General features: G+C 67.8%; 17 protein-coding genes and 1 pseudogene. 9 read left to right on the top strand and 9 right to left on the bottom strand.

All coding sequences use genetic code 11. The annotated features are described in order from the left end of the window. The first annotated feature begins 521 nt into the window (after positions 1 to 521). Positions 522 to 1184 (top strand): sigma-70 family RNA polymerase sigma factor, encoded by a 663-nt coding sequence (locus tag ACFYNU_RS33695; protein WP_356589286.1) that lies wholly within the window; start codon positions 522 to 524, stop codon positions 1182 to 1184. A 1037-nt stretch (positions 1185 to 2221) separates the two neighbouring features. Here the strand turns inward: ACFYNU_RS33695 and ACFYNU_RS33690 are convergent. The 3 genes from ACFYNU_RS33690 to ACFYNU_RS33680 form a co-directional block, all read right to left on the bottom strand. After that, a complete protein-coding gene (locus ACFYNU_RS33690; RefSeq protein ID WP_356589284.1) occupies positions 2222 to 3061 on the bottom strand; it encodes a DUF6551 family protein in 840 nt (279 codons plus the stop codon). Then, positions 3039 to 3944, bottom strand: coding sequence for a ParB/RepB/Spo0J family partition protein (locus ACFYNU_RS33685; protein WP_356589282.1), 906 nt, complete (start codon positions 3942 to 3944; stop codon positions 3039 to 3041). The genes ACFYNU_RS33690 and ACFYNU_RS33685 overlap by 23 nt, the downstream gene beginning before the upstream one ends. Positions 3945 to 4256: 312 nt before the next feature. Further along, complete coding sequence (locus ACFYNU_RS33680) at positions 4257 to 4472, bottom strand: hypothetical protein (protein WP_356589280.1); 216 nt, start codon at positions 4470 to 4472, stop codon at positions 4257 to 4259. 126 nt (positions 4473 to 4598) lie between these two features. Here ACFYNU_RS33680 and ACFYNU_RS33675 point away from each other — a divergent pair, with 126 nt between their 5' ends. The 3 genes from ACFYNU_RS33675 (at position 4599) to ACFYNU_RS33665 (ending at position 9367) form a co-directional block, all read left to right on the top strand. After that, positions 4599 to 7481, top strand: coding sequence for an NACHT domain-containing protein (locus ACFYNU_RS33675; protein ID WP_356589278.1), 2883 nt, complete (start codon positions 4599 to 4601; stop codon positions 7479 to 7481). Positions 7482 to 7963: 482 nt separating this feature from the next. Then, positions 7964 to 8491, top strand: a complete 528-nt coding sequence (locus tag ACFYNU_RS33670) for a hypothetical protein (RefSeq protein WP_356589276.1) — start codon at positions 7964 to 7966, stop codon at positions 8489 to 8491. Between the two features lie 408 nt (positions 8492 to 8899). After that, positions 8900 to 9367, top strand: a complete 468-nt coding sequence (locus ACFYNU_RS33665) for an HIT family protein (protein WP_356589274.1) — start codon at positions 8900 to 8902, stop codon at positions 9365 to 9367. A 420-nt stretch (positions 9368 to 9787) separates the two neighbouring features. On the opposite strand, the gene ACFYNU_RS33660 is transcribed toward ACFYNU_RS33665, so the two are convergent. Next, entirely contained in the window at positions 9788 to 10048 is a 261-nt protein-coding gene (locus tag ACFYNU_RS33660) for a hypothetical protein (protein WP_356589272.1), read from the bottom strand. A 978-nt stretch (positions 10049 to 11026) separates the two neighbouring features. Between ACFYNU_RS33660 and ACFYNU_RS33655 the strand changes: the two genes are divergently transcribed. Both ACFYNU_RS33655 and ACFYNU_RS33650 read left to right on the top strand, forming a co-directional pair. Then, positions 11027 to 11212 carry a hypothetical protein gene (locus ACFYNU_RS33655; protein WP_356589270.1) on the top strand — a complete coding sequence of 62 codons (186 nt, stop codon included), beginning with the start codon at positions 11027 to 11029 and terminating at the stop codon, positions 11210 to 11212. A 580-nt stretch (positions 11213 to 11792) separates the two neighbouring features. Then, the gene (locus ACFYNU_RS33650) at positions 11793 to 12524 is read left to right on the top strand and encodes a hypothetical protein (protein ID WP_356589268.1); all 732 of its coding nucleotides are present in this window, start codon (positions 11793 to 11795) and stop codon (positions 12522 to 12524) included. A gap of 389 nt (positions 12525 to 12913) precedes the next feature. On the opposite strand, the pseudogene ACFYNU_RS33645 reads toward ACFYNU_RS33650, so the two are convergent. After that, positions 12914 to 13152, bottom strand: a pseudogene (locus tag ACFYNU_RS33645) (IS630 family transposase); the annotation flags it as partial. A 19-nt stretch (positions 13153 to 13171) separates the two neighbouring features. Between ACFYNU_RS33645 and ACFYNU_RS33640 the strand changes: the two are divergent. Next, a complete protein-coding gene (locus ACFYNU_RS33640) occupies positions 13172 to 13324 on the top strand; it encodes a hypothetical protein (protein ID WP_356589266.1) in 153 nt (50 codons plus the stop codon). Between the two features lie 431 nt (positions 13325 to 13755). Here ACFYNU_RS33640 and ACFYNU_RS33635 read toward each other — a convergent pair whose 3' ends face one another. Both ACFYNU_RS33635 and ACFYNU_RS33630 read right to left on the bottom strand, forming a co-directional pair. Next, the gene (locus ACFYNU_RS33635) at positions 13756 to 14190 is read right to left on the bottom strand and encodes an SgcJ/EcaC family oxidoreductase (protein ID WP_356589264.1); all 435 of its coding nucleotides are present in this window, start codon (positions 14188 to 14190) and stop codon (positions 13756 to 13758) included. Between the two features lie 2 nt (positions 14191 to 14192). Beyond that, entirely contained in the window at positions 14193 to 15164 is a 972-nt protein-coding gene (locus ACFYNU_RS33630) for a helix-turn-helix domain-containing protein (protein ID WP_356589262.1), read from the bottom strand. 407 nt (positions 15165 to 15571) lie between these two features. On the opposite strand from ACFYNU_RS33630, the gene ACFYNU_RS33625 reads away from it, so the two are divergent. Next, positions 15572 to 16321, top strand: coding sequence for a class I SAM-dependent methyltransferase (locus ACFYNU_RS33625; RefSeq protein ID WP_356589260.1), 750 nt, complete (start codon positions 15572 to 15574; stop codon positions 16319 to 16321). Positions 16322 to 16415: 94 nt separating this feature from the next. Continuing rightward, complete coding sequence (locus ACFYNU_RS33620) at positions 16416 to 16745, top strand: antibiotic biosynthesis monooxygenase (protein ID WP_356589258.1); 330 nt, start codon at positions 16416 to 16418, stop codon at positions 16743 to 16745. 287 nt (positions 16746 to 17032) lie between these two features. Here ACFYNU_RS33620 and ACFYNU_RS33615 read toward each other — a convergent pair whose 3' ends face one another. Beyond that, positions 17033 to 18109, bottom strand: coding sequence for a homoserine O-acetyltransferase (locus ACFYNU_RS33615; RefSeq protein WP_356589256.1), 1077 nt, complete (start codon positions 18107 to 18109; stop codon positions 17033 to 17035). An 83-nt stretch (positions 18110 to 18192) separates the two neighbouring features. Beyond that, positions 18193 to 19554 carry a bifunctional o-acetylhomoserine/o-acetylserine sulfhydrylase gene (locus tag ACFYNU_RS33610; protein WP_356589254.1) on the bottom strand — a complete coding sequence of 454 codons (1362 nt, stop codon included), beginning with the start codon at positions 19552 to 19554 and terminating at the stop codon, positions 18193 to 18195. Positions 19555 to 19586: the final 32 nt, after the last annotated feature.

The raw sequence follows: 19586 nt of genomic DNA, 5'->3' as shown, positions 1-19586 counted from the left end.
CGTGATCTCGGCGTACTGCTTCTGCTGCACCGCCTCCCGCAGGGAGCTGCGGTGCATGTGCAGCATCCGGACGGTTTCCGGCTGGCGCTGCGGCGGACTGCGCCCCGCCGGGTGCGGCCGGAAGAGCAGCCGGCGGAAACGAACGGCAAATAGCCGATCCCCGGTGCCCGTTCCCACGTCCGACGGTGGGACGTGTCGGCCGAACAGGCGAAATCCTTTCAGGAAAAGGCCTGTTGAGGGAGTTTCTGTTTCCGCCCACCGGAAGATGAAGGGCCACGGGCCCTTCCCGCCAACTGGTTGAGAGCGACTGACATGCAGCAGGGTCCCCGTTGTACATTGACCGACGCAAGGCGAATTCCCTTGCTATGTGCCATTTTTCCCCGAAACGCATGCCAAGTGCCACATCGTACGTTGATCGGTGCCGGGCCTGCCGCCGGGCATCGTGAGCAGCCGCTCTGCGTGACCGGCCGCCCGCAGCCGCACCGTGGGGTGCGCGTTCATACCGGCAGAAGACAGCCGTGGTGAGCGCTGGCGCCCCGGACCGGGCGGGTGGCGCTGACGGCTCCTACTTCAGCGAGATGACTGCCGCGCAACACCAGGAACTGCGGGGGAAGTTGCTTCACCATGTCGCGCGTTTCACGCAGATGCCGAAGGCCTCGCACGAGGAACTCGTCGACGACGCGATCACCGAAGCGGTGGGCAAGGGCCGAGTGGATCCGGAGCGGCAGCCGGTGGCCTATCTGAAACGCTGCGTCGAACGGCTGGTATTGGAGGCGCTCAGCGTCCGCAAGGTCAGGGAGTGCTCGAGCGATGACATGGCACTGGAGTCGGCCGCGGTCGTGGCTGTACGGCAGGCGGGCCTGGACTGGCGGGAATTGAGCGTCACGGCCGGCTACGGCGACTCGTCGGTGTGGGGCCAGTCGGCGGAGGAAGAGATCTGGCAGAGCTCACAGGCCGCGCTCCGCTCCCTGCGCGCCCCGCAGGCACGGCAGTGTGTACAGCTGTCAGTGCTGGACGGTCTGTCACCCGAGAAGGTTGCCGAGGAACTCGGCATCCCTCGCGCGCAGGTGGATTCGCAATTGTCCCGAGCTCGTCGGCAGATGAGGGAGCACCCGGACGTCAAGGACCGTGTCCGGGCGGCTCATGTGAACAGAAAAAAACCCAAGGACGGTGAAACGAAATGAGCGACGGCACGCCTGAAAAGGCTCTCGGCACCACGAACGGAAGCTCTGGGGGCCTTCCGCCCCTTCGGAAGCGGAAGGAACCAGTGGACTATTGGAATCGTCCCGACGGCGACTGGGGACCACAGCTGGTGCACGACGCCGGTGTGGTGAGTGAAGTACGTGCCGACGCCAACCGCTGCTACCGGATCGGCACACGGTTGCTGCGACGGGGGGAGCTGACGGACGCCTGGGCATTTCTCGCAGTGGCGTGGCGGGAACGGCACCCCGGAGCCGCCTTCCGGCTGGCGGTCATCGAAGTACGTGGCGGTGGGAGCCAGAAGTCGGCGCAGGAGGCGGCTGGTCGGGAACGCTACGAACGGACTGTCAAGTATCTCGACGCTGCAGCGGCATGGGGGCACGGCGACGCGCAGCATCTGACCGACTGGCTCAGAGGGCGGGCCAGCCCGTCGGCGGGAGGCAGGGGCGGTGGGCGGCACAAGCAGACCCCTTGCGGCGAGGGAGGCCCCCCCGGCTACGCGGAACAGGGCCCGCAGGACCACGAGTTCTACGAGGAAGTACGCGACTTCCTCGCGCGCTCTCTCTGGAGGACGGGCCCGCCGGAAGGAGGCGGGCCTCCTAACCACACGCGTGCGCACCGGGAGACGCAGGCCGCGCACAGGACGCCGGGTGCTGCGACAGACGCTCCCCACCCCGCTGGCAGCAGTCAGCCGCCGCGCACGGCAACCGAACGGGACACGTCTGCGGCATGGAACACCGGGCGCACCTCCTGGCCGCGGTGGGCGAGCGGTTCCGCTGTTCTGCGTCGATGGCGGGCGTCGCCGTGCTCGGATGCCGCGCTCACCATCCTCGTCGCCCCGGCGGGGCATCGGTTGCTGTCCGCGGCTGCGGGAGGCTGCGATACCTCCGATGCGGAGGCAACCGGCGCCGGAGGTCGGGGCTCGTCGGCGCGCTGCGGCGGGATTCATCTGATGGGGGGCGAAGTCCTGCCCGTCCAGTGCGCCGGGGCTCGCCCGCGGTCCTGCGGTCCCCGGCACGTGTCACCCGTGTGCGGTGAGGTGCGCCTGGGCGCCGGCGGAGCGTGGCGCGGGCGGCCCCCAGGTCTCCAGGCGCCCCGCGCGGCGGCTGCTGTTGTAGATGCCTCTCATGACCTGGTCGACACCTTGGGTGACGGTGCATCCGGTGGCCGACCGGAAGCCGCGGCCTTTGCCGACGATACTGACGGGCCCTCCGTCGTGCAGAGCCAGCTTCTTCACCATGGCGGCAGGGATGAGTTCGGGGCAGCCGTTGACCACGGAAGCCATGCCGTGGAGCAGATGGGCGCTCACTGCCTCGGGGGTGTGTCCCCATGCCTGCGTGAGGATGGACAGGACGGTGCGCAGGGTGGTCCCGGGCGGCGTGGTGGAGCGGTAGATCGTGCTGAGTGCTGCGACGGCCGCGATATTGCTGGGGCCCCCGGCGTCGGAGACCGTCCAGCCGTTCTCGGTCGCAATCCGGGTGATGCGCAGGGCCTCGGGCCGGCCTGCAGTCACTTCGGCGAGGAACTTGTAGATCGGTGCGACCCTGCGGTTGTCGTTGAGCCCCAGGAACAGCTCCGCCTCCTCGGCCAGTGTGAGCCCTCTGAACACCTTCATGCTGATCTTCAGATCGCCACGGTTCGCAGCCATGCACAGTGCACCTCTGTTCTGTCCGTCGAGCCAGACGAACGTGCCGTCCGGCCGGGCCGAGACGGTAGGAACGCCCAGGCGTTTCTCATCGAACCCCTCTCTGAGCCTTCGCGCCACCCAACTTCGGTCGACGGGCCTGGTGTTGACCCGGTCGTCGGTGGTCACGCTGTCAGGAGCGAGGAGTTCGATCTCACTGGCGAGCAAAGTGGTCATGGTCAGCCTCTTGGACGTTCTTCAGGATGCGGCGGAGGATCTGCTGGTTGTTCTTGATCTCCCGGATGAGGTATGTGATGTCCGCAGGAGCGATATTCGTGGTGTCCAGACTGGCCAGGCCGGCGCACGCGCCGGAGATGGTGTCCACACCGCGCCGGACTTCGACGTGTCCCGGCCTCGGCGTGGGCGGGGGGCGCAGCACGGTCTGGGGCTTGAGCGCTTGTCCGGACACCCTGATCTTTGGGCTGGCCGGCGGGGTGCAGACGCTTTCTAGGGAGTCGGCGCACTCTCCCGATTTCCAAATGCCGTGAAGCAGGCGCACCGTCTGCCCCGCGGTCCATCCGTGGACGGGACGTTCGACCGCCTCCAGCATCAGGCCAAGCATGGTACTGGCGGCACGCGCGCTGGAGTCCTGCTCCGGGCCCCTTCTCGACGCCTCGTGGTCCACCGAGCGCAGCCGCCACAGAATCGACCCGGTCAGCCCCACGGCCGGCCCGATGATGTGATCGGAACGGATGGATCGGGATGCGGATTTGGGTAGATTTCCCAGCCTCAGAGCCAGGTCCAGTTTTTCTCGAGGTCGCATCGGGACACTGTGCAGGTTGTTGGGCCGGGTGACATGCGTCCCGAGTTCCTCAAGGGCCTCATCGATATTCGAGGGAAATGCCACCTTCACGGTCACCAGGCGCGCCATGCGGCAGGCGACGTGCCGGCGCGACCCGCTGATGAGGGACATGTCTGCCGGGTTGACCATCAGCGGGACGCGCAGCCCGTTTCCCTTGACGGAGACGGCGAGCCCTTTGACATCTTCATAAGATTTCCTGATGGGACGGTCGTCGACAATGTCCCCCACAGGAATGGTTACGTATTTCAAACTGACCATCCATGACTGCGCCAATTTCCTATGGGTTATGTTCTATCGGCCGCTGGTAATGAATGCAAGAAGACTCCCCCAAAAGATCAGCCCCCACTCCTCGTAGTGACTATGAGTGACGGAAGTTGAGGCCTCGCGGGAGCCGTTGCCGCTTCCACACCCGCCCCTTCAACGGCGTGCGCGGCAGACGCGGACGCCCGACGGCTGCCTGAGGCTGTATGAGGCCCGCTCGACCGGAAGTACGCGCCTCAACCCGGCCGCTGTCGTCCGGGGGCTGCCTCCGCTGCGACCCGCGTGAGCGGGGGATGCGGGCTGCGGTTGTCATGGCGTCAGCGCGCTGATTCCCAGGGCGAGCAGTGCGGTGAGCACGGTGAGGGTGCTGCCGAAGGCTACGCCGGCGCGTAGCAGAGCGGCCGGTGTGGAGGCGCCGTCGGCTTGGGCGAGCAGGCCGGCGCCGACGGCGACCAGGAGCGCGAGAAGGGTGACGGCGAGGAGTGCGACGGCGAACAGCGCCAGCGCGGTGGTGGACAGGGCCATGAGGTTCTTCCGTTCCGTTGCGGGTTGCGTAATGGGACGGAAGATGTCCGGATACGGGTGCGGTGGTGTTCAGGTGGACGAAGATGAACGGGTCAGTACAAGGGCGGAGTTGACGGGGGTAGCGCGGTGGGTGGGGACGTCAGGGATGGACTTGCGGAGCTGAAGGCGCAGTTGAGGCATCTGCGGGCGGAGCGCCGGCTGACGATGGCCGGTCTGGAGTTGCGGGCGGGTCTGGGGCATACCACCGCCAGCCGGGCCTTGAACGGGCTTCAGGTGCCCAGCGAGGCCACTGTGGTCGCGCTGGCCCGTGCCCTGGGCGCGGATGCCGGCCAGTTGCTGAAGTTGCGCAGCGCGGCCTTGCCGTCCGCCACACTTCCGGCCCCGCGAGTGGTTGGCGGGGGTGCTGACGCGGGCGTGGACGGGCGGTTCGAGGAACGGTACCGGCGGTATGTGGAGCAGCGGCATGGTCAGTTGTCGGTGATCGGGCTGGATTTGTCCCGACCGGAACGGGCGTGCTGGCCGCTGGACGCGGCTTATCTGAGTCTGGAACTCGCTGCCTCCGCGCAGGCGGACAGCCTTGCGCGTGTGTCCGGTAAGTGGGTGGAGGGGAGGGTGGAGCGGGCCGAGCAGGCTCTGGCCGGGCGGCGGCGGGTCCTGGTGCGGGGGTTGGCCGGCGGTGGGAAGACCACGTTGCTGCAGTGGCTCGCGCTCATGACCGCCCGGCTGGAACTGCCGGGCGACATGGCCCACCTCGATGGGTGTCTGCCGTTCATGCTGCCGTTGCGTACCCTGATCCGCCACGGTGCGCTGCCCGGGCCGCACGAGCTCCTGACCGCGGTGGGGTGCTCGCTGTCCGACGCGCAGCCTTCGGGCTGGGCCGACCGGGTCCTGGAGGGCGGGCGGGGGCTGCTGCTCGTCGACGGCCTCGACGAAGTCCCGCGGGCGCAGCGGTCGCAGGCCAGGCAGTGGCTGCTGGAGACGCTGGCCGCCTATCCCCGGGCCGCATGCGTGGTGACCACCCGCCCTGGCGCCGTCCCTGAGGGGTGGCTGGCGGAGAGCGGTTTCAGCGAGCTGACGGTGCGGCCGATGAGCGAGCGGGACGTGGGGGTGTTCGTCACCCGCTGGCACTCCGCAGCCACTGCCGGTGCCGACGGGGCGCGGGAGCGTGCCCACCTGTCCTCACTGCAGGAGGCGCTGAAGGACACCCTGCGCTCCCAGCGGGACCTAGCCCGGCTGACCACGACTCCGCTGCTGTGCGCCCTGGTGTGCGCGCTGCACCGTGACCGGCACGGCCATCTCCCCCAAGGCCGCATGGAACTCTACGAGGCGGCGTTGTCGATGCTGCTGGTGCGCCGCGACCGCGAACGCGACATCGACGCCCCCGAGGGCCTGGTCCTCACCGAGCACCAGAGCATTCAGCTCCTGCAGCGGCTGGCCTACTGGCTCGTGCGCAACGGCCAAACGGAGATGGATCACGACACCGCGCAGGCCCTGATCGGTGACGCCCTGCCCGCAATGCCCCGGGTCGCCGAGCAGAGCGACGCCGCGGGTGTACTCGCCCATCTGGTGGCCCGCTCCGGGCTGCTGCGTACCCCCACCGCGGAGACGGTCGACTTCATTCACCGCACCTTCCAGGACTACCTCGGCGCGAAGGCAGCCGTCGAGGCCCGCGACCTCCCCCTCCTCGTGCGCCATGCCCACGACGACCAGTGGGAGGACGTCCTGCGCATGGCGGTCGCCCACGCCCGCCCCCACGAACGGGTCACCCTGCTGCGCCGTCTCACCACCCGCGGTGACCGCACCCCCAAACACCGCGTCCGCCTGCATCTGCTCGCCACCGCGTGCCTGGAGAACGCGACAGAGCTCGACCCCGACGTGCGCCGGGAGGTCGAACAGCGCAGCAGAGCGCTGCTGCCCCCGCGCAGCTACGACGAGGCTGTGGAACTTGCCGCGGTCGGCCCGGTCATACTCGGCCTCCTCCCCGGACCCGAGGGCCTTGAGGACGACGAAGCCAACGCCGTCGCCATCACTGCCTCCGAGATCGGCGGAGACGCCGCTCTCACCGTGCTGAAGAAGTTCCGCGCCAGCAGTGCGACGGCCTTTGCCCTGGCGAACGCGTGGGATCGTTTCGACACCCACGACTACGCCCGCGAGATCCTCGCCCACATGCCGGGCCTTCCGGCGCTGGCGATCCGTTCCGACGAGCAGATGGCCGCACTCCGAGCCCTGCCGATGCCTGGAAGGATCACCTTCTTCGGGGACTTCCCCGTGGACACGGTGACAGCCGCACTCGCACCAGAGGGCTTCCGCAGTCTGAGCATGTTCAACAACAGCGTGGTGCGGGACATGAGTTTCGTGCGCGCTTACCGGGGCTTGGAACAGCTCCGGCTCGTCAACTGCCCCAACGTCACAGACCTGACGGCGCTGGCGGACGCGTCTGTCCACACTCTTGACCTCGTTGGCTGCGGGGCAGAACTTGTCGACAGTCTCGAGGCTCTGGTCCATCTCAAGTCCCTTGAAATCGACCTGGATCTTCCCCAGCAGAGCCTCGGCGATCTGCCGGTGGGCGCAGACCTCACGAGTCTGCGTCTCGGGCCGGCAGCGTGCCGGAGCCTCACGCTGGAGGGGATCACCCGCTGGCCGAACCTCACCACACTGGACCTGGCGGGACTTGTCAGAGGGTCCGCGGAGGTGGCCGAGCTGCCCAACCTGCACCACCTGATGCTGAGTCACGATTCCGGGCTCCACATCGTACGGCTACCGCCCCTCCCCCAGATCCGCCAACTCTGGCTGCCCTGGGAGGGCGGGGACCTGACACTCGTACGCGAACGCCTTCCCCGTCTGCAGACACTGCACATCAGCTGCTATGGCAAGAGCCGGATCGTGGACCTCACTCCCCTCCGCGGCATGCGTGATCTGACTCTGCACATCGACGGAGCGGCCGATGTGTTCGGGGCCGAATTCTTTCCGCCCGGCTCCGTCACCCGCACTCCCCGCCCACGCATCTGAACCAACAGTCACGGGCCCAACCCGCCGTCGCGGGCGGCGGCTGCTTCTCCGTCTCCCCGAGTTCACCGAGACGGAGGGCGCCCCCTATCTCGCTGAGCTTCGCGGTCGTTGCCGGGTCCGCTCCTGCGCTTGTCCGAACAGCTCGACGCCCTCGCAGCACTGGGCATGAAATGGGGGAGCCCGGGGCCGGCCGCCGAGGCCACCCCACAGTCCGCACCGTAGGCAGCCCCTTGGGAGGCTCCTGCACAGGCTAAGAGTTCGGGCCGGCACCGCGTGTTGTCCGATTCACGAGAAACTGATCGGACGTCTCGTCACCGCGTTCCGCATCAGCCAGGAATCCGAACGAGATGTCGAGCTGATCAGTCTGTCGCGTCGTCGATACGGAGGAACCGTCCGCGGGCTGCGGCCATGGCGTCCCGTGTTCCCGCCGTGGAGGATGTGACCTCGTCGTGCCGCAGAGACGCGGACAGGGAAGGGGCGCCGTGACCGAACTGGCTGAACTTGAGGAGCGGGTCGCGCTGATCGATCTGTGCATCGAGCCCGTCGCGACGAGGCCAGTGGATCTCACGGACCCTGACTGGACGCGGAAGGTGGAAGAGGGCCCGCATCCGCTGGACGAGGCGGGGATCCGCCCGGAGGCCGAGGCCGCGCTTCGGGACGTACTCTCCCGATACGAGGAGGGCGACGAAGACGTCCGCGCCGCCCTGCGGGCGCTCCTGGAGCGGTGCCACTCGTTCTGCTGGGCTACGACCCTGCCCTTCGATCCCACAGCACAGGGCTTCCGACAGCGGCTGCTGGAGATGTCCGTCGAGGACCAGGGCCGGGACGCACGGGACATGATGGTTGCCCTGAACGATCTGTGCGGGCAGGCACGGGACGCCGGTGTCGACATCGGGCCGCTCCTGCTGGACGTGGCGGAACTCTCCAGCGATATCGACAAGTACGCGATGGGCTCCACGCGGGACATCCTCCTCAAAGCGGCGGGACGGACGCCCGCCGGGCTCTGGTGAGCTTGCGGAACTGGAACAGGTCGGTTCTCTGCGTCCGGTCCGCGCCGTGCCGTGTTGTGACAGTCGGATCTGTTCCTCGACCTGCATGGGGGCGTGCGCTGTGGCGGTGTGAAACGGTTGTGGTCAAGAAGGGCACCTGGTGTGAGGAGACCGGCCAGGAGGCATTGAGCGATCCCTATGAGGTTGGCGCCAGAACTGTGTTGGGGGGACACGGCCCGCACGCGCGACATCGCTGACCCGCTCACCCACGAGCCGGCGCTCGCACTGCTGACCCGCCGGAACATCACTGTCCGGTAGAGCATTCGAGCGGCACGCCGGCGTGTGGCTGCTGTGTACCCGCAGGAGTACGAACCGACCTCTGAGGCTGGCAGGCGTTTCGACAGCGTGACAGCTCTACGATCTCAGTTCATGACGACTCCCAACTGCTACGCGTGCAGCAAGGAAGCAGAGTTCGACGACCTTTCACCACGCGAGTGCGTGGTTTATGACCAGCACTGGCGGGTGGCCCACGCCTTCAACACCGCGGTGCCGGGCTGGCTGGTGCTGCTGCCTCGGCGCCACGTTGCCGCGGTTCATGATCTCACCAACCCTGAGGCATCTGCCCTAGGTGTGTGGCAGGTCAAGCTCTCCCGGGCGCTCCGGAGCGTGACTGGTTGCGCCAAGACCTACGTCGTCCAGTTCGCGGAAGCCGAAGGCTTCGCGCACGTGCACTTCCACATCGTTCCGCGCATGGCAGACCTGCAACCAGAACACCGTGGGCCGGGCATCTTCGAGCTGCTTCGGCGGCCAGACCAGGAGCGAGTAACGGCTGACCAGGCAGACCAAATAGCTAACTCTCTTCGAGCTCAACTTCATGGGCACCCGAACACTCAGTAACCAGATCACGGAATGTGTGCCAGAACCACCACTGCTCGATAAAGCCAGTCGTGCTGCAAGTGCAGCAGACGGATGTCTTGCAGCGCGGCAAAAGGGACTGGGTGCTGAACCCACTTCGCTCTGTAGCCGTCCTCCCGTGAAGCACGACCACCGATTGAGCAGCCTCCGAGACGACGTGCCCAAGGAGGCCGAGGGGCTGAGTGGAGGACCACGAGAGTGCGCCTGCCTGGTCCGGCGCGTCGACGCTCGTGGACATGTCGGGAAACCGGTAGATCGCGACGTGAACGTCTGAGCCTATGCGGCGGAGAACCCACCTCACCTCGGCCGGTTCAAGGCAGATGGCCGGATTCCCGAATTCGGGAATCCGGCCATCTGTGGTCAGCGGCGTGAGCGTCGATCTTAGTAGTGCTTCTCAGAGCGCTAGCAGGTGATCGACTTGGTAGGGCCGGTCCTGCTGTCGGTCTTCTCCCCGTCCAGCCACACCCGCCAGGTCTGAGTACCACTGCACCTGGCCCGCACGGAAATGTTGCCGGAGCTGTCGTCGCTGGCGTCCCAGTCGTCGCTGTTCGCGGTGTACCAGATCCCCAGGACCTTGCGCTGAATCTTGATCTCCATGTCACCGCAGCCACTGCCGACCCAGGCACCGTATCCGGTGACCCAGCCGGGGTGGGTCCTCAGCACGTTGCCGGCCGTAACGCTGCAGGAGGCTGCGGCAGCCGGTGACCCTCCCGCGAGGAGGAGCCCCCCGGCCATGGCACCACCGAGCACAGCGGACACAGTCCTGTTCTTGAAGTTACGCATGGTGATTCCCCCTGATACCTGTTCCTGTAGCCCTGTGTCAGCAGGGTTCAGAAGCCGTCGGAACGAAATGTGGACCGTCCAGATACGCAACGTTCGTGTCGCGCCTGGTGAAGCCAACTGTTGCCCGTCGGGCCGGCGCCCGGCCACTCCCTTGCGGCTAAACGCAAAAGCGCAGTTCGAGGGGGACCAGCGGTCGCGGAGCTGTGATTCCACCTGCTGTTGAAGCCGCTGCCACAGCGTGAGCATTCTGCCTGGCCGTCGAGATGGGTGATTCCGTAAGCGAGCACAACTTCTCCGTCACGTACGGCGGTCGCTGAATGCATCCGTAGTCGCCGGCCAGCGCCGACGGAAGATTGAGATCGGGTCCATCTGTTTCGCGGCGCTGAGTGCTCCCTGCGGGCGCGGGTATGGTCCCAAGATCCGCGTACGAGCGAAAACCCGCCCCGGCTGTTCTCCGTACGCGAGGGGATCATCGGATTCATGACGCGACTTCCGGGCCCAGAAACTGGACCGACCTTGCGACCGCCCGGAGGCTCCCCTCTCGCACGCGCCGTAGCGGGCGTGGGCGCGATGGTGTTCCTGAAGCTATGGCCGGCAAAAGCGTGCCCCTGACGGGCCAGGGCTCAGTCGTCCTCGCGGAGGAGAACGGCGATCAGCCTTCAACATGACGCCCGGGAGCCAGAAATGACGCAACGTTAGGTAGTGGAGCAAGGACGCTCCGTCACCGCAGGTCAACAGGAGGCCGCGATGTCAGGAACACTCGATGACCCCACAACCTTCTCGGGCTGGGTTGTCTGTATCACGGGCCTGCTCGCCACGTCGGTGGTCGTAGCACCCGTCGCCCTCGCAAACGCAGGAGTGGCAGCCATCAGGGGCCGGGACTCGGAGCAGGCGCTGAGCACCGTCATGGATCCGGCGGCCAAAGTCCTGGACAAGGCCGTCAAGGCAGCCGACAAGCACAACGACACGATCGTCAAGGCCGGAATCACCGCCGCCATCAAGCGTATCGGCGACGCCTCCAGCGGCCCCGGTTCGCGTGCCTGAACCAACACCCGTGACCGCCGCATCGACCTCCTCGTCTGGATGATGCTCCGGGAGCTGTAGCCGGCCAACCCGGCCCGCAGCAACCGCCAGGCCGCCAGAGGCCCGCCGACCGACACCGGCCGGCGGGCTTCTGGCGTGTGCACGAAGTGCACGCCGAACGGGCGCAGCCGCTGAACGCGTCGCCGACCTCCACCGGATCGTTGGAGAAGGGCGCCTCACAGGGCGCCTCGCCGTGGGGCGCCGGGGGCCGGAAACCCACGCGTCTAATGACCGGTCAGGGGGCTGACACGCGCCGACTACTTCTCTAAGGGAGGTCTTGGAGAGGCAGAGACCCGATACCGACGACTGATGCGGACCGATCAACCTGAGTCAGAAGAGGTGCTAGCAGCGGACCTGACGAGCCATCCAGTGTCCAGCGCCCCGCCGCCACCCAAGCCCCGCAACCCTGCTGCCGGCCACCGCAACCGGCGCCCACCGACCGGGCGCTAGAACCCGGCCCCACCAACGCGAAGCGCTGCACAGGGACAGGGCAGGCGTTTAATCGGATGTGCGTGTGGCGCGGGGTTGTTAGGTTCGATGTGTGCCGAAGCTGAATCAGATCATCGCAGTCGAAAAGGGCGTCAAGTCCAAGGCCCTCCAGGAGCTCACCCAGGCTCACCAGGACGTGCAGAAGCCCGCCCTGCTGGCCGGCATCTCCCGGACCTACCAGCCCAAGGACGAGGAGGGCGAGCAGTTGCCGCCCGAGTCCACGCGGGTGCAGATCAAGGCCGAGGACGCTCTGCGTGCGACCGCCGTGACGCTGACGCGGCTCTTCGACGTGACCGCGACGAAGGACTGGGCGAACCGGTCCGCGGTCGCGGACGTGGTGGTCGACGGCACGGTGCTGGTGTCCCAGGTGCCCGTCCCGTACCTCTTGTTCCTGGAGAAGCAACTCACCGACCTGCACACTTTCGTGCGCAAGCTGCCGGTGCTCGACGCCTCCGAGTCGTGGAACCTGGACCCCTCGACGGACTCGTGGAAGACGGACCCGGTGCGGACCATCCGTACGAAGAAGGTTCCACGCAACCACGTGAAGGCCGAGGCCACGGAGAAGCACCCGGCGCAGGTCGAGGTGTACTACGAGGATGTCGCGGTCGGTTACTGGACCACGGTCAAGTTCTCCGGCGCGCTGCCCGCCCGGCGGGTCAACGAGCTCCTCGACCGCGTCGAGAAGCTCCAGCAGTCCGTCAAGTTCGCCCGCGAGGAGGCGAACAACACCGAGGTCACCGACCAGCGGATCGGCGACGCGGTATTCGGCTACCTCTTCCGGTAGCCCTCACATACGCCCTCCGTCGCGAGCGGAGGGTGCGCGATGAGCGCAAGCTGAAACTGATGTTGAAGCTGATCAAGGGGTGTCAGTTGGGGGTTCGAATCCCTCTCCCCGCACCACGTGCGGGGGTGGCCCAAGCCTGGCAGAGGCGGCCCCGTGAAACTCAGATTCTCGCTCCAGTCTCAGTATTCGCCGCCGAACACCGGATCGACCGAGCGTGGGCGAACATCGACGGATGAGGGTTCAAGTCCCCCCGGCGCCTCTCTCGTGGCGCTGTAGTTCAAAGGCAGAACACGTCGATCTCAACATGACCCGCGGCTCTTAAACGCCGCCGGTGTGCGCAAATGGGTGGCAAGCTGGAGCCCGGGAGCTGGACATGCTCCCGGGCTCCGTCACGTCCGACCTGCGGCTTCGCGTCGAAGGGCGGTCAGGACATCGGAGTGGCGGGCGTTCTGTTGCGCCGGCGCAGGTAGGCGCGCGGGCCCGTGTCTGGACTGTGTGGTTGGGATGGTTCGAGTTGGCCAGGGTGAACAGCCGTAGTGGTCCAAAGCGGGACTCAATGGGGGTTGGCCCAGGACGCGCACAGGATCACGTAGATCAGGGCCCCGTCCGAGCGGGCCGCGCGGATCGTCACCGACGGAGTAGCAGCCATGGACGCCGACAGCCCCTGCTCCACCGCTTGGAGCGTGGCGAGGGCCGGCACGGACGCCGGCTGCGACCGGGGCCGTCTCCAGTTCGCCAGGCTCCACCAGCTGAAGGAACTCGCGCCGGGCTTCGCGATGTTGGTCTCCGGCGACGCATGAAAGGCGTACGGTGCCCACCCGGTGTCCACGAACTCACCTGGGACGGCAACGGCCGGTCCGCCTGGCAGTACGGGCGGGAGAAGCGCCGCGACGTGTTGACTGAACCAGTTTCGACGTTTTCGCAGTTGAGAGGGCTTGCCTGCTAGCTTCTCGGCATGCTTGACCGCAGCGGTCCCGGGAGGGATCTCAGGAGCTGCACCCTGCCCGGATCGGTCAGCCGCCGGCGACGGCGGCGTCGTATCCACCCATGAGCGAAGGCCGGCCGGCCCCGAAGGCCACCACGGCAGCCTCAGCACGGGGGGGGCTCTGAACAATGCCCATCACAACCCGATGGATTCCCTGAACCGATCGGCGTGAGCCGCAAGGGCGCGAAGGTCTGGCAGCGGCTTCCCGCCTCGCCGGACGTCGGCGAGGCGGGCACCGGTTCTCCGTTACGTGGTCGCCTGTGCGTCCAGGGCCATGGCGGACTCCAGCGAGACCAGGCGTGAGTTCTGAAGCGTCGCGATCTCCCAGCGGTCGTTCTGCCAGACCATCGCGAACAGCTGGAGGAAGTAACGGGTCGGCGGGGGTTCCTCTTCGCCGGCCATCACCATGCCGAAGCGGTGGTGCACCACGGCGCAGTTCGGCGCGACGAGCCGGGTGAACTCCACCTCGCCCCGCACGAGCCGAGAGCCCTTCAGCACCGTGTCGAAGAGCGGCTGCTGAAACGCGATCACCGTGTCACGTCCCTTGTGGACAGTGCCGTCGAAATCAATGAGTTCGGCGTCCTGCGCGAAGTCCGCGGCGAACGCGGCCGCGTCACCACGGTTCCACCCCTCGATTATTCGAGCAGGGACAGCACGCAGAGTGCCGAGCGACGGAGTCATTTTCAGGGCCCTTTCCGCTTTTCGTCTTTTCGACCACCATCCTTGCCGCGTCCCTCGATGTGGTCATTGACGATCAGTGCACCGTCGTTGGACACGCGTGCCCCCGGGCTGTGTCCGTAGGTGGCCTTGAACAGCCGGCTGAAGTGCGCCGGGTCCGCGAAACCCCACGAGGCGGCCACCGCGGCGACCGTGGTGTTCCGTTGGGCCAGATCCGCGTAGCACCGCTCCAGGCGTCGTCGGCGGATCAGGGCAGCCACGGTCAGGGGCTGGTCCTGGAAGAGCTTGTGCAGCCGGCGCACCGAGACATGGTGTGCGGCGGCCACCTTGGCCGGGGTGAGATCCCGGTCGGACAGTCTCGCCTCGATGAAGCCGATGACTCTCGTGCGGAGTACGTCGTCGTCGACGGGGCGGACGTCACCCAGGCGGGACGCCAGCGTCACCGCGATCAGTTCGATCACGGCAGCCGCCGACCGGTCCGCTTCGTGGGCGCGGAACCCGTCCAGGCTCCGTGTCATGTCCCGTACGAGCGAGGAGACCAGAGCTCCGGGACCCCGGTCGCCACGTATCCGTACGCCGACCAGCCGCGCCGCGTCGTCGGCGCCGAGTCGCAGCAGGTGCCGCGGCATCAGCATGGTCACGTGGGTGGTCGCGGAACTGGCGAACCGCACCGGCCGTACCGGGTCGATGAGGACCAGGTCCGTGGGTCCCAGCACGGCGGTGCTGCCGCCCTGCTCGGCGCGTACGTGTCCTCGTGTCACCACCTCGACCTGCCACAGCTCGCTGTCGCGGGCGCGTGCGGAGCGGGCGTCGCGGAAGCACTCGCCCTCCGGGGTCACCAGCTCGGTCAGGCGCAAGGGGCCCAGGTCGCGGCTCACGACGTCGGCGCGGAAGTCCTCGCCCGTGGGCCGGTCGCCGCGCAGCGGCGGCAGATCGCTGCGCTCAAGCCTCTCGAGAAAGCCGTCGGCGCTTCTCATTCGGTCCTCGGCTTGCGCGACGCCGCTCAGCTGCGGCCCATCACCGTCCATCACGACAGTGTTCCATCTTCGCCGCTGCCGCGCTCCGGTCACGGCGGCCGTGCGTGACGCCCGGTCTGGCGCTGGACGCAGGTCAGACCATTGCTGTGACTTTTCCGACACGGGGCGGACGGAGCGATGGCAGTCCTTGGCCGTGATCGCACTGCGTGACGGTCCCGCCGTCTGCCGGTGTCGGGCGGGTCAGGAGCGCCAGAGGAACGGGAACCTGCGTGCCTTGCGGGCGGCAGGCGGCAGGCGGCGAGGACCTGGTAGGCGGTGTTCCGGGCGAGGAAGCCAAACCATCTCAAGGCGCTATCCCCGACGAAACTCAGTAGCTGTCCGGGTCAGCTCTCCATACCTTCAAACGCATGGCTGACGACTGCTTCGCGCATCCACGGCTCGCCGTGATCTACGATCCGCTCGACCCTGACCGCGGAGATCTCGATGCCTACCTCCGGATCGCAGAGGGCATCGAGGCACACCAAGTGCTGGACATCGGCTGCGGCACAGGGGTGTTCGCGCTCCTCCTGGCCGACCGCGGGATCGAGGTCGTCGGAGTAGATCCCGCCCTGGCGTCCATCGACGTCGCTCGGAGTAAACCGGGCAGCGAGCGAGTGCGCTGGATCTGCGGTGACGCGACGGACCTCCCCCCGCTCCAGGCCGACCTCGCGACGATGACCGCGAACGTCGCCCAGGCCATCGCCGACCCGCATACGTGGCAGAAGACCCTGCGGGGAGCCTACGAAGCCCTACGGCCCGGCGGGTACCTGGTTTTCGAGACCCGCGACCCGGCCAGACGCACCTGGGAAGAGTGGACCCGCGAGAACTCATACCGTGTGACGGCGATCCCAGGCGTGGGCTCCGTCGAAAGCTGGGTCCAGCTGGTCGAGGTGAGCTTGCCCCTCGTGACATTCCGCTGGACCTACGGCTTCGCCGCGGACGGAGAGGTGCTCACATCGGATTCGACGTTGCGTTTCCGCGAACGGGAGGAAGTCGAGCAGGACCTGGTCGCGCACGGATACGTGGTGGAAGATGTTCGCGACGCGCCCGACCGTCCAGGAAGAGAGTTCGTCTTCCTCGCACGGCGTCCATCAACTCCGGTGACCCACGCCACTTGAACTCGATGACACACGGGCCGATGCCTGCCCGCCGTGGCGCGACGAGCCGCACACCGATTCCCTGGACATCACCGCCGTGCGGCAGGATGAGGCCATGAGCGTAGTCAAGATCAACGTACTGACCGTCCCCGCCGAGCAGCGGGAGACGCTGGAGAAGCGCTTCGCTTCCCGTGCCCATGCCGTGGAGAACTCCGACGGGTTCGAGTGGTTCGAACTGCTCCGCCCCGTCGAAGGCACCGACGACTACCTCGTCTACACGCGGTGGCGAGACGAAGAGTCCTTCCAAGCCTGGATGGAAGGCCCCATGAAGACGGCCCACCAGAGCGGTGACGCGCAGAGCAGCGAGCGCCCCAAGCCTGCCGCGAGCGGGTCGACACTGTGGTCCTTCGAGGTCGTCCAGCAAGCGACACCGAAGAATCCGTAGACAAGATCCCGGGTCGGCGCCGGCTCACTGATACCGGCGGAGAGCGGAGCCGGGCAGGTGGCGCGCGGCGCGCGGCGCGTGTTTCCGCTGTGCGGTTGAAGGTTTCGCGCCGATGCCCGGTTCCCAAGCCCTGCGCGTGACGTCGCGCCCTCCCCGCCGCACCGCGAGCTGTGATGTACGGAGAAGCGCAGCTGCGCCCGCCCCGCCGGTGCGGATCACCCGTGGGTCGGTCGGACCGCTCCTGATCGCGGGGATCAACACGACCCCGCGGTCGTACCGACCCCCGTTCAGGCCCGTCCCACTCCGGCCAGCAACTCCTGCACCAGAGCGCCGACTTGGTCCGTCTCGATCAGGAAACCGTCGTGCCCGTACGGCGATTCGATGACCTTGAGGCGGTCGGCGCCGGGTATTCCGGCGGCCAACTCCGCCTGTTGCGCTGGTGGATAGAGCCGGTCCGAGTCGACACCCGCGACGAGCGTCGGCATCCGTACCCGGCTCAGCGCGGCGCGGACGCCACCGCGGTCCCGTCCGATGTCGTGGCCGTTCATCGCCTCGGTCAGCACCACGTAGCTGCCCGCGTCGAACCGGTGCACGAGCTTCGCCGCGTGGTGGTCCAGATACGACTCCACCTGGTAACGCCCGCCCCGCCAGGGGTGTTCACCCGGCTGGGGCGTGCCGCCGAACCGGGCGGACAGCTCGGGCTCGCTCCGGTACGTCACATGGGCGATCCGGCGCGCGACACCCAGCCCGCGGTGCGGACCGCCGCCAGCACCCGCCCGGTGATAAGCGCCGCCCAGCCAGGCGGGATCGGAGCGGATCGCCTCGATCTGCACGGAGCCCCAGGCGATCTGCTCCGCCGAAGCCGCCGCCGGACACGCGAGTACCAGCAGGGACCCCGTACGCTCCGGTCTGCTCACGGCCCACTCAAGCGCGCGCATCCCGCCCATGGAGCCGCCGACGACCGCCGCCCAGCGCGATATGCCCAGCGCGTCCGCCAACTCGGCCTCGGCCGCGACCTGGTCGCGCTGTGTGATGTACGGGAACGACGGGCCCCACGCCGCCCCGTCCGGTCCGGCCGACGCGGGGCCCGTCGTTCCCTGGCAGCCGCCCAGGACATTGGGCGCGACGACGAACCACCGCCGGGTGTCGAACGGTCTGCCGGGACCGATCAGCGCGTCCCACCAGCCCGCCGTCGGGTGCCCCGGACCGGCGGGACCGGCGACATGGCTGTCACCGGTCAGCGCGTGCAGCACCAGCACCGCGTTCGACCCGTCCGCCGCGAGCCGCCCCCATGTCTCGTACGCGATCCGCACCCCGGGCAGCGACCCGCCGCCTTCCAGTGACAGCGGGCCGGCCAGGGACATCCAGGCGCGGCGCCCAGGCGGATCCCCCTCCTGCCAGGCCCCGGTGGCCGGCGGGAGGGGGAGCTCGGTCGACCGTGTCGTACTCAGGACGCGGCCTTGGCGGCGCGGAACCCCGTTTCGAGATCGGCCTTCAGATCATCGATGTTCTCCAGCCCGACCGACAGCCGCACCAGACCCGGAGACGTACCCGTGGCGGTCAACTGCTCCTCGTCGAGCTGACTGTGGGTCGTCGAGGCCGGGTGGATGATCAGGCTCCGTACGTCACCGATGTTGGCGAGATGGCTGAACAGCTCCACCGCGTCCACGAACCGCTTGCCCGCGTCGACACCGTCACGCAACTCGAAGGAGAGCACGGCCCCGGCGCCGCGCGGCAGGTAGCGGCGGCCGGCCTCGTACCAGCGGTTGGACTCCAGACCCGGATAGTGCACCGCGGCGACCTCGTCGCGCCGCTCCAGCCAGCGCGCCAGCTCCAGGGCGTTGGAGGTATGGCGCTCCAGGCGCAGACTGAGCGTCTCGACGCCCTGGAGCAGCAGGAACGCGGAGTGCGGCGACAGCGCCGGGCCGAGGTCGCGCAGCAGTTGCACACGCAGCTTGACGGCGAACGCGCTCGGACCCAGATCCGGCCAGTAGCGCAGTCCGTGGTAGCTCGGGTCCGGGGTGTGGAAGTCCTCGAACCGCTCGGCGTGCGCGCCGAAGTCGAAGGTCCCGGCGTCGACCACCACTCCCCCGATGGTCGTGCCGTGCCCGCCGAGGAACTTGGTCGCCGAGTGCACGACGATGTCCGCGCCGTGCTCGATGGGACGCAGCAGATACGGGGTGGGCACGGTGTTGTCCACGATCAGCGGGACGCCCGCGTCGTGGGCGGCGTCGGCGACCGCCCGTACGTCGAGCACGTTGCCGCGCGGATTGCCGAGCGTCTCGGCGAACAGGGCCTTGGTGTTGGGGCGGACGGCGGCCCGCCAGGCGTCGATGTCGTCCGGGTCGTCGACGAAGGACACCTCGATGCCGAAGCGCGGGAGCGTGTGGCGGAAGAGGTTGTAGGTGCCGCCGTAGAGCGAGGTGCTGGAGACGATGTGGTCGCCGGAGCGGGCGAGGGTGAGGATCGCGAGCGTCTCGGCGGCCTGTCCGGACGCGAGCGCCACGGCCGCGACTCCGCCTTCCAGCGCGGCGATCCGCTGCTCGAAGACGTCCTGCGTGGGGTTGTGGATCCGGGTGTAGATGTTGCCGGGCTCGGCGAGCGAGAAGAGGGAGGCCGCGTGGCCGGTGTCCCGGAAGACGAAGGACGTCGTCTGGTAGATCGGAACGGCACGGGCGCCGGTCGTCGGATCGGGCTCGGCACCCGAGTGGATCTGCTTGGTCTCGAAGGACCAGGCGGCGCCGGGGTCCTGCCGGGAACTGTCGTCTGGAGTGTGTCCGGCGGTGACGGAGTCGACGGGCTGGCTCATGGGTGGCGGCCTCGCACGGTTGAGACGGAGGA

The sequence above is a fragment of the Streptomyces sp. NPDC006643 genome (genome assembly GCF_042870175.1).
Taxonomy (GTDB): domain Bacteria; phylum Actinomycetota; class Actinomycetes; order Streptomycetales; family Streptomycetaceae; genus Streptomyces.
The sequence above is the reverse complement of the archived record's forward strand: the minus strand, read 5'-3'. Positions and strand labels throughout refer to the sequence as shown.

What these genes read in the sequence shown, in the direction of transcription:
- ACFYNU_RS33690 (WP_356589284.1), bottom strand. Translation starts at nt 3,061, where the DNA reads ATGACCACTTTGCTCGCCAGTGAGATCGAACTCCTCGCTCCTGACAGC.
- ACFYNU_RS33685 (WP_356589282.1), bottom strand. Translation starts at nt 3,944, where the DNA reads ATGGTCAGTTTGAAATACGTAACCATTCCTGTGGGGGACATTGTCGAC.
- ACFYNU_RS33680 (WP_356589280.1), bottom strand. Translation starts at nt 4,472, where the DNA reads ATGGCCCTGTCCACCACCGCGCTGGCGCTGTTCGCCGTCGCACTCCTC.
- ACFYNU_RS33665 (WP_356589274.1), top strand. Translation starts at nt 8,900, where the DNA reads ATGACGACTCCCAACTGCTACGCGTGCAGCAAGGAAGCAGAGTTCGAC.
- ACFYNU_RS33640 (WP_356589266.1), top strand. Translation starts at nt 13,172, where the DNA reads ATGGACGCCGACAGCCCCTGCTCCACCGCTTGGAGCGTGGCGAGGGCC.
- ACFYNU_RS33635 (WP_356589264.1), bottom strand. Translation starts at nt 14,190, where the DNA reads ATGACTCCGTCGCTCGGCACTCTGCGTGCTGTCCCTGCTCGAATAATC.
- ACFYNU_RS33630 (WP_356589262.1), bottom strand. Translation starts at nt 15,164, where the DNA reads ATGAGAAGCGCCGACGGCTTTCTCGAGAGGCTTGAGCGCAGCGATCTG.
- ACFYNU_RS33625 (WP_356589260.1), top strand. Translation starts at nt 15,572, where the DNA reads ATGGCTGACGACTGCTTCGCGCATCCACGGCTCGCCGTGATCTACGAT.
- ACFYNU_RS33620 (WP_356589258.1), top strand. Translation starts at nt 16,416, where the DNA reads ATGAGCGTAGTCAAGATCAACGTACTGACCGTCCCCGCCGAGCAGCGG.
- ACFYNU_RS33615 (WP_356589256.1), bottom strand. Translation starts at nt 18,109, where the DNA reads ATGTCCCTGGCCGGCCCGCTGTCACTGGAAGGCGGCGGGTCGCTGCCC.
- ACFYNU_RS33610 (WP_356589254.1), bottom strand. Translation starts at nt 19,554, where the DNA reads ATGAGCCAGCCCGTCGACTCCGTCACCGCCGGACACACTCCAGACGAC.